The organism is Micromonospora sp. NPDC049089, from assembly GCF_040648775.1.
Classification (GTDB): Bacteria; Actinomycetota; Actinomycetes; order Mycobacteriales; family Micromonosporaceae; genus Micromonospora.
In genome coordinates this window covers 1-7,112 of sequence record NZ_JBEZEH010000283.1, presented here as the reverse complement: position 1 = coordinate 7,112, position 7,112 = coordinate 1, and the positions used below count along the sequence as shown (strand labels likewise).

At 67.9% G+C, this 7,112-nt stretch carries 6 protein-coding genes; 1 reads left to right on the top strand and 5 read right to left on the bottom strand.

Going from position 1 to position 7,112, the window contains the following annotated elements:
* Positions 1-59: 59 nt before the first annotated feature.
* The 4 genes from AB0B48_RS30980 to AB0B48_RS30965 are packed head-to-tail and all read right to left on the bottom strand — an operon-like array spanning position 60 to position 4,359.
* A complete protein-coding gene (locus AB0B48_RS30980) occupies positions 60-1,283 on the bottom strand; it encodes a mandelate racemase/muconate lactonizing enzyme family protein (RefSeq protein WP_355006930.1) in 1,224 nt (407 codons plus the stop codon).
* 1 nt (position 1,284) lies between these two features.
* The gene (locus tag AB0B48_RS30975) at positions 1,285-2,112 is read right to left on the bottom strand and encodes a carbohydrate ABC transporter permease (protein WP_355006931.1); all 828 of its coding nucleotides are present in this window, start codon (positions 2,110-2,112) and stop codon (positions 1,285-1,287) included.
* Positions 2,112-3,092, bottom strand: a complete 981-nt coding sequence (locus AB0B48_RS30970; RefSeq protein WP_357207755.1) for a sugar ABC transporter permease — start codon at positions 3,090-3,092, stop codon at positions 2,112-2,114. Before AB0B48_RS30970 ends, AB0B48_RS30975 begins: the two co-directional genes overlap by 1 nt.
* A 4-nt stretch (positions 3,093-3,096) precedes the next feature.
* Positions 3,097-4,359 carry an extracellular solute-binding protein gene (locus tag AB0B48_RS30965; RefSeq protein ID WP_357207752.1) on the bottom strand — a complete coding sequence of 421 codons (1,263 nt, stop codon included), beginning with the start codon at positions 4,357-4,359 and terminating at the stop codon, positions 3,097-3,099.
* Between the two features lie 146 nt (positions 4,360-4,505).
* On the opposite strand from AB0B48_RS30965, the gene AB0B48_RS30960 reads away from it, so the two are divergent.
* Positions 4,506-5,276 (top strand): FadR/GntR family transcriptional regulator, encoded by a 771-nt coding sequence (locus AB0B48_RS30960; protein ID WP_357207750.1) that lies wholly within the window; start codon positions 4,506-4,508, stop codon positions 5,274-5,276.
* A gap of 72 nt (positions 5,277-5,348) precedes the next feature.
* Here the strand turns inward: AB0B48_RS30960 and AB0B48_RS30955 are convergent, their stop codons facing one another.
* Entirely contained in the window at positions 5,349-6,737 is a 1,389-nt protein-coding gene (locus AB0B48_RS30955) for an RICIN domain-containing protein (RefSeq protein ID WP_357207747.1), read from the bottom strand.
* Between the last annotated feature and the right edge of the window lie 375 nt (positions 6,738-7,112).

Genomic DNA, 7,112 nt, shown 5'->3' with positions numbered 1-7,112 from the left:
GGGTGGTGGGTTAACCGCCGCCGCCCCCCCCCCACGCCCTTCCTTCTCTGGTGCTCAGCTCAGTGCCGTACGGTCGGCGACACCTCGTTGCGGGAATTCAGCGACACGACAGGCACCTGGCGGGTGGGGATCACCCCGTCGACTCCGGCCAGCAGCCGTCGTCCGGCCCGCTCCGGCCGGACGTTGGGGCTGTCGGCCGTCTGCGCCTGCGGGCGGCGGTTGACCGCCCGGATCCGCTCCTCGTCCACCCGGACCCCGAGACCGGGTGCGTCACCGAGGATGAAGGCGCCATCCTCGACGTGCAGGTCGATGGAGACACCAACGGGTGTGTGCAGGTCCTGCAACTCGCTGGTCAGGTGGTTCGGCACCGAGGTCGCGGCGTGCAGCAACCCGACGGGGCTGTTGCCGATCGGGCTGACCGGCAGGTCGTGGGCATGGGCCAGGGCGGACGCCCGCAGGAAGTGGGTGACCCCCCAGACGGCCGCCATCTGGACGATGTCGACAGCACCGGCGGCGATCAGCGGACGGTACTGTTCCAGCCCGGTCAGGTTCTCACCGGTGGCGACCGACGCGGACACGCCTCGGCTGACCGCGGCGAGACCCTCGGCGTCCCAGCGCCGGACCGGCTCCTCGATCCAGATGAGGTCCAGGGTGCGTTCCAGCTCGCAGACGTGTCGGACGGCCTGCTTGCGGGTCCACGCCTCGTTGACGTCGAGCATCAGGCCGGGCCGCCGGCCGTGCCCGGCCTCGGTCAGAACCTCCCTGACCAGGCTGAGGCGGTGTCGATCGCGCTCGATGTCGAGGCCGCCCTTGAGCTTTGCCGCCCGAAGGCCGTGGCTCGCGTAGACCTCGTACTCGGCCACGAGTTCGTCGTCGGTGAGCCCGATGTCCAGGCCGGAGGCGTAGGCGGTGACCCGCCGGTCCCGTCCGCCCAGCAGTCGCCACAGCGGCTCGCCGGCGGCCTGCGCCTTGATGTCCCACAGCGCGGTGTCCAGAGCGCCGATGGTGCCGAACACCGGGCCGGCGTGGCCGGCCTTGAAGGTGTGCCGCAACATGCGGTCGTACAGGGACGTCACGGCACGGGGGTCTTCGCCCTCGATGGCTGGAAAGATCCGCTCGATCTCGACGTGCGGCCCGAGGCCGACGCCCGTGATGCCCTCGTCGGTGTCGACGAGGACGATCGAGACCGGGACCACCCCGTCGGAAAACACGCCGTTGGCGTCGCCGACGGGGCGCCCCCATTCCTGGACCGTGGTAAGCGTCCGATATCCCGTGATCCGCATGTCAACCCTTCGTGGAACCGGCGGCGACGCCGTCGGCAATTTGGCGCTGGAGGAACAGGTAGACCAATAGGACGGGTATGGCGGCGATCAGCACCCCGGACGCGAAGGTGGGGATGTTGTCGCTGTACTGCCCTCGCAACGAGGTCACCCCGATCATGAGCGTCCGGTTCTCCGCCGAGGGCATCATCACCAACGCCATGAGGACGTCGTTCCAGCAGAACAGGGCGTTGAGGATGCCGACCGACAGCAGCGCCGGGGTGCCCAGTGGCAGCATGATCCGGCGATACACGCCGTACACGGTGTTGCCGTCGATCCGGGCGGCGTCGACGATCTCCGGTGGGATGCCCTTGTAGTAGCTCGTCATCAGGAAGACAGTGAAGGGCAGGAACTGGGCCACGTAGACGAGGATCAGACCCGGGTACGTGTCGATCAGCGCGGTGTCGGCCATGATCCGGGCGAGCGGCACCATGATGACCTGGAACGGGATGAAGAGCCCCGCGAGGCAGCCCAGGAACAACGCCGACGACCCACGGAACCGCAACTGGCTCAGCGCGAAGCCTGCCATCGACCCGAGCAGGAGCAGCAGCAGCACCGACGACGTCACCACGACCAGCGAGTTGACGAAGTAGCGGCCCATACCGACGCTGGTCCACGCCGTGCTGATGTTCTCCCATTGCAGAGTGCTGGTCAGGCCGAACCGGTCCAGGATGTAGTCCCGGCGGGTCTTCAACGCGACGTTCGCGGTGAAGAGCAGGGGGTAGATCGTCGCCACCGCGAGCAGTGACATCGGGATGGCGATCATCCACCGTCCCAGTCGGACGCGGGACATCAGTCCACCTTTCCCGATCGTTCGAGCAGTTTGATCTGCAACATTCCCACCACGAGCATGATCGCGAAGAGGATCGTGGACGCGGCGGACGCGAGAGCCGGGCGGTTCATCTGGCCCTGCTGGATCCAGATGTAGTACTCCGGCAGGTATGTCGAGCCCTCCGGGCCGCCGCTGGTCATCACGAAGAGCAGCCCGAACATCGAGGTCAGCATCCCGATCATCGTGGTCACGAAGACGAACTGGATGGTCCGGGCGAGGCTCGGGATGATCACGTGCCAGACGACCTGGAGCAGCGAGGCACCGTCCACCCGGGCGGCGTCCAGCAGCGCGGCGTCCAGCGTGGCGAAGCCGGCGAGGAACACCACCAGCGCCATCCCGAAGGTGGCCCAGATGTGCACGCCCACCACCATGAACATCGCGACGTCCGGGTCCCCGAGCCAGTCCACCGGACCGACACCGATCGACCCGAGCACGGCGTTCAGGGGGCCGTCGAAGGCGAGCAACAGGTTGAAGATCGCCCCGACGATGACCGGCGAGAGCACCGCCGGGAAGAAGTAGACGCTGCGGTAGAAGCGGTGGCCCGGCACGCGGAGGAAGATGAACGTGGCGAGGAGACCGGGGATCGCCACCGCCACCGGAAGCAGCAACACCAACAGGCCGACGTTGCCCAGCGCGGTGCGGAACAGCGGATCAGCGAACAGTTCCTGGTAGTTGCCGAACCCGACCGCTTCTCCGTTCCGGTCACCGTCGCCGGTGAAGGAGAAGTTGACTCCGAGGATCAGCGGGTAGAGCCGCAGCGCCACGATGATCAGGACGGCCGGCGCGACCAGGATGTAGGGAGCGTAGCGCTCGGCCCCCAGGCCGCCACGGGTGCGACGGGGACGGGTGCCACCGCGGTGCGCGGGGGAGGTGGCCGCCGGGCCGCCGGGCCGCCCGGCCGAAGCCAGGCGGACCGACGGTTGCGTATTTCCGATCGGCACGAGGTCAGCCCGCCTGGTCGGAAGCGGCCAACTGCTTCACCACCTCGTCGACGGTGATCGAACCGCTGAGCAGCTGCTGGGAGAGGCGCCCCATCAGGTCGATCGTCTTCGAGTCGAGCGCGACGTGCAGAGCCGGCTTGCCGGTCTTCAGCTCGGCGACGATCGTGGAGGCAGCCGGGCCGGCCTGCGAGACGTCGATCGTGATGTCGGCGACGATCGCGCCGGCGTCAGCGTAGAACGCCTTCAACGCGTCGGCCGCGGTCAGGGAGCGCACCAGGTCGGCGGCCACCTTCGGGTCCTTCGTCCACTTGGCCACGGCATAGCCGATGCCACCGTCGTACGGCAGGGTCGGGGTGGTGCCGGCGGTGACGACCGGGGCCTTCATGACGCCGAGCTTCTCCGCGGTGAGGAACTCGTTGAAGGACTTCCAGTGCCCGACGTCGGACATGAGGCCCATGACGTGGGCGGCCTTGCCGGACTGGAAGGCTGCGAAGGAGTCGTTGAACATCGCGGTCGAGTTGGCCCCGTCCGTGTTCATCTTCTTGACTCCGGTCTCCTTCCAGAGCTCGAAGATCCGCTTCACGTTGGGCGAGGTCCAGTCGCGCTTGCCGGTGATCCAGGCGTCGTACTCCGCGGCGGTGAGGGTCACCGACCCCATGCTGGAGAGCCAGAACTGGATGCCGACGCCTTCCTTGTTGCCGAGGGCGAAGCACTTGGAGTTGGCCTTGGCGATGGCGGCGCAGTCCGCGACGAACTTGTCCCAGGTGGTGGCCGGACTGGCCGGGTCGAGGCCGGCCTTCCGGTAGATCTCCTTGTTGTAGTAGATCGGGTAGCCCTGCAGCGTCACCGGGCTGCCGTAGACCTTGCCGTCCTTGGTGAACGCGTCCCATCCGGCCAGCCGCTGCTTGTCCTCGGCGACGTAGTCGGTGATCGGCACCAACGCGTCCACCCGGTCGCGGATCTGGCCACCGCCGTTGAACATCATGACGTCGGGGCCCTTGCCGGACTGAATTGCCGCGCCGAGCAGGGTGTAGTACTGGTCGAACGGCTGCGCGACGAACTCGACCTCGACGTCGGCGTGCTTCTTCTTGAAGTCGGCCTTGGCCTTGTCCAGATAGGATTTGGCGAATGGCTCGCCGGATTTCCAGTCCCACACGACCAACTTGCCATCGGAGCTGGTCGATTTGCCCGAATCGCTAGCACTTCCACAACCGGCCAGGGCCAGGCCCACAACGAGGACGGCCGACCACATTGCGCGCTGTCTCATCAGTTGTCACCTCTATATGGGGGGTGGCCGGCGGGTGCCCCGCTAGCCAAATGTTGACCGGAAGGTAACTCGTATGACGTGTTACGTCAACGGTCGGCCGTACACTGATCCGGACGTCGTGCCACGGCGAGCCATCGGAGGGGGACATGACGCCACCGCAGGAAACAGCCCTGAACAGCCCGGGGACCCCGGCATGGGTGCGTCGGCCGACCAACCTCGCCAGGGCGGTCACCGCCGAACTGGTGGAGCGCATTGTCCGCGGCGTACACCCGTCCGGGTCGTCCCTACCCCCCGAGCCGATCCTCTGCGAGACCTTCGGCGTGAGCCGGACCGTCGTCCGGGAAGCAGTGAAGATCCTTCAGGAGAAGGGGCTGGTGCAGGTCCGCCAGGGCGCCGGCACCATGGTGACCCCACCGGCGCACTGGGACATGCTCGACGAGCTGGTCCTCGCGGCGACCATCGCGGTGGACGACAGCCTCGCCATCCTCGACGACCTGGTCGTCACCCGGCGGGTGCTGGAGTCCGACATGGCGAACGTCGCCGCCCGCCACGCCGACGCCGAGACCATCGATCGGCTGCGGGCCATGGTGGACCGGATGGACGAACTCGTCGACGACCACGTCACCTACCACGACCACGACCGGGCCTTCCACGACACGATCATGCAGGCATCCGGCAACCGCATCGCTCGGGGCGTCGTACGGGCACTGGAGAGCCAGGTCATCAACACCGCCCGCTACATGGGCCGGACCGAGCGGGCGCTGTGCGTGGCGTCCAACCAGGGTCACCGACGCATCTACGAGCGCATCGCCGCCCACGACTCGAACGGCGCCGCCGAGGCGATGTTCACCCACATCACCGAGGCCTGGCTGGTCCGCCGCAGCGGCTCGGGGAGCCCCGACCGCCTCGAACGCTGATCGCCACGGGCAACGGACGGCGCCCGCCCCCGAGGAACGGGAGCAGGCGCCGCCAGCTGAGGCCGACACGAGTCACGAGAACTGGGCGAAGAACCTCCAGATCTCACCCTTGGTCCAGGTCGTGATGCCACTCTCGGCGTAGGTGCCGTCCACCGGGCCGGGCATGTGGCCGTTGTCGTACGCGGCCCACTGCACCGGGTACCCGGACCTGCAGCCGGAGTAGACGGTGGTGATGTGGGTGCGGCTGCCGCCGGCCGGCTCGCGCGGGCTCTGCGCGGTGCAACCGTTGTTGCGGACGAAGGTGTCGCGCAGCGCCCTGCCCTGGGAGATGTTCAGGACGTTGTCAGTGATGCCGTGCAGCCCGAAGTACGCGATCGGCTGCGTACCGCCACTGCACCCGCTGATCTGCGCGCCGGAGATGACCGCGACGGCCCGGAAGACGTTGGCTCGGGCGCAGGCGACGGCGTAGCTCATGCCGCCACCCCAACTGAAGCCGAGCGCGAACCGCTGCCTCGGGTTGACGCAGAGGCTGCTCTCGATCCGGCTGATCATGTCGTCGACGAAGGTGATGTCCTCACCGCCGGAGTTGCCCCAGCCGTTGCCGAACCCCTGGGGCGCGACCAGGATGGCGCTGTTGTTCGACTGCTCCTGCTGCCCGTAGTAGGACCAGGCGGTCCCGCTGGTGCCGCCGGAGGAGATCTCCTGCATGGTGCCGCCCCGCCAGTGGAAGGCGAAGATCAGCCGGTAGGGGTTGCTGTTGTTGTAGTTGGCGGGCACCCGGAGGATGAAGGTCCGGCTCTTGCCGTTGCTCTGGATCGTGTGCGTGCCGCTGGCCAGCGCCGGTGCCTTGCCGCACCCGCTGCCACCCGACGGTGGAGGGGTGGTGCCACCGCCGACGGCGACGAGCTGCCACTGCTGGTTGGTGCCGCCCCAGTCGGCGTACTGGACGATGTTTCCGCCGTCGGCGGTGGAAGAACCCTGCACCTCGACTGCCTTGTTGCTGTTGCGGTTGATCAGCCGAACGTAGCCGCCGTCCGAGTCGGCCAGCCGGAACTGCTGGTTCGTCCCGTTGAGGTCGGACCACTGCACGATCGCGCCGCCGTCAGCGGTGGAGAAACCACTGACGTCGAGCACCTTGCCCGAGAGCCGCGACTTGATCCGGTAGTAGCCACCCCCGGAGTCCACGAACTGCCACTGCTGGTTGAGGCCGTTGTTGCGCGTCCACTGGCTGATCCGCGCCCCGTCGTTCGTGGCCGAGGCGTACAGGTCCAGCGCCTTGCCGCTGTTGCGGTTCACCAGCACGTAGGAGGCGTTGGTGTCCACTGTGGCTGCGGCCGCCGGCGCCGCGTTGACCGCGACGAGTGCGCTGGCTGCCATGGCCGCGGCCGCCGCCGCGGCCAACCCTGAGCGCCAGCGAGATCTGTGCCGAGAGGCGGGACGAGCCTCTACGAGGGCTTTCATGGTCCACTCCTTCGATCGGGGTCACCCACGAGCGGGAGCGCCCGCGCGTGCCGTGGCGTGCGTACCGGCGTCCTGGTGGTGGCGTCAGCACGTCTGGGGTGTTGTGTGCGGGCAACCCGCGGCCAACGGCGCACGTCGATGGCGATGGCGATGCCACGATCCGGGCTTCGTGGCAGGCCGCGCCGAACTGCGCGGTACGACGTCCTGGCTCCCGGTGGCCGGGTGGCCCGCGGGGTGAAAATTAGCGGGTGATACGTCATACGTCAAATGATTGCCATCGATCTGCACGATCACGCCAAGCGGCGACCTGACGGTCAGGGCGGCGCCCCCCGGCTTTGGGGGGCGCCCACAGGGGAAAACAACGCCGGGGGGGGA

Excerpts from the sequence above, each read along its gene's own strand:
- AB0B48_RS30960 (WP_357207750.1), top strand. The coding sequence starts at position 4,506 with ATGACGCCACCGCAGGAAACAGCCCTGAACAGCCCGGGGACCCCGGCA.
- AB0B48_RS30965 (WP_357207752.1), bottom strand. The coding sequence starts at position 4,359 with ATGAGACAGCGCGCAATGTGGTCGGCCGTCCTCGTTGTGGGCCTGGCC.
- AB0B48_RS30975 (WP_355006931.1), bottom strand. The coding sequence starts at position 2,112 with ATGTCCCGCGTCCGACTGGGACGGTGGATGATCGCCATCCCGATGTCA.
- AB0B48_RS30955 (WP_357207747.1), bottom strand. The coding sequence starts at position 6,737 with ATGAAAGCCCTCGTAGAGGCTCGTCCCGCCTCTCGGCACAGATCTCGC.
- AB0B48_RS30980 (WP_355006930.1), bottom strand. The coding sequence starts at position 1,283 with ATGCGGATCACGGGATATCGGACGCTTACCACGGTCCAGGAATGGGGG.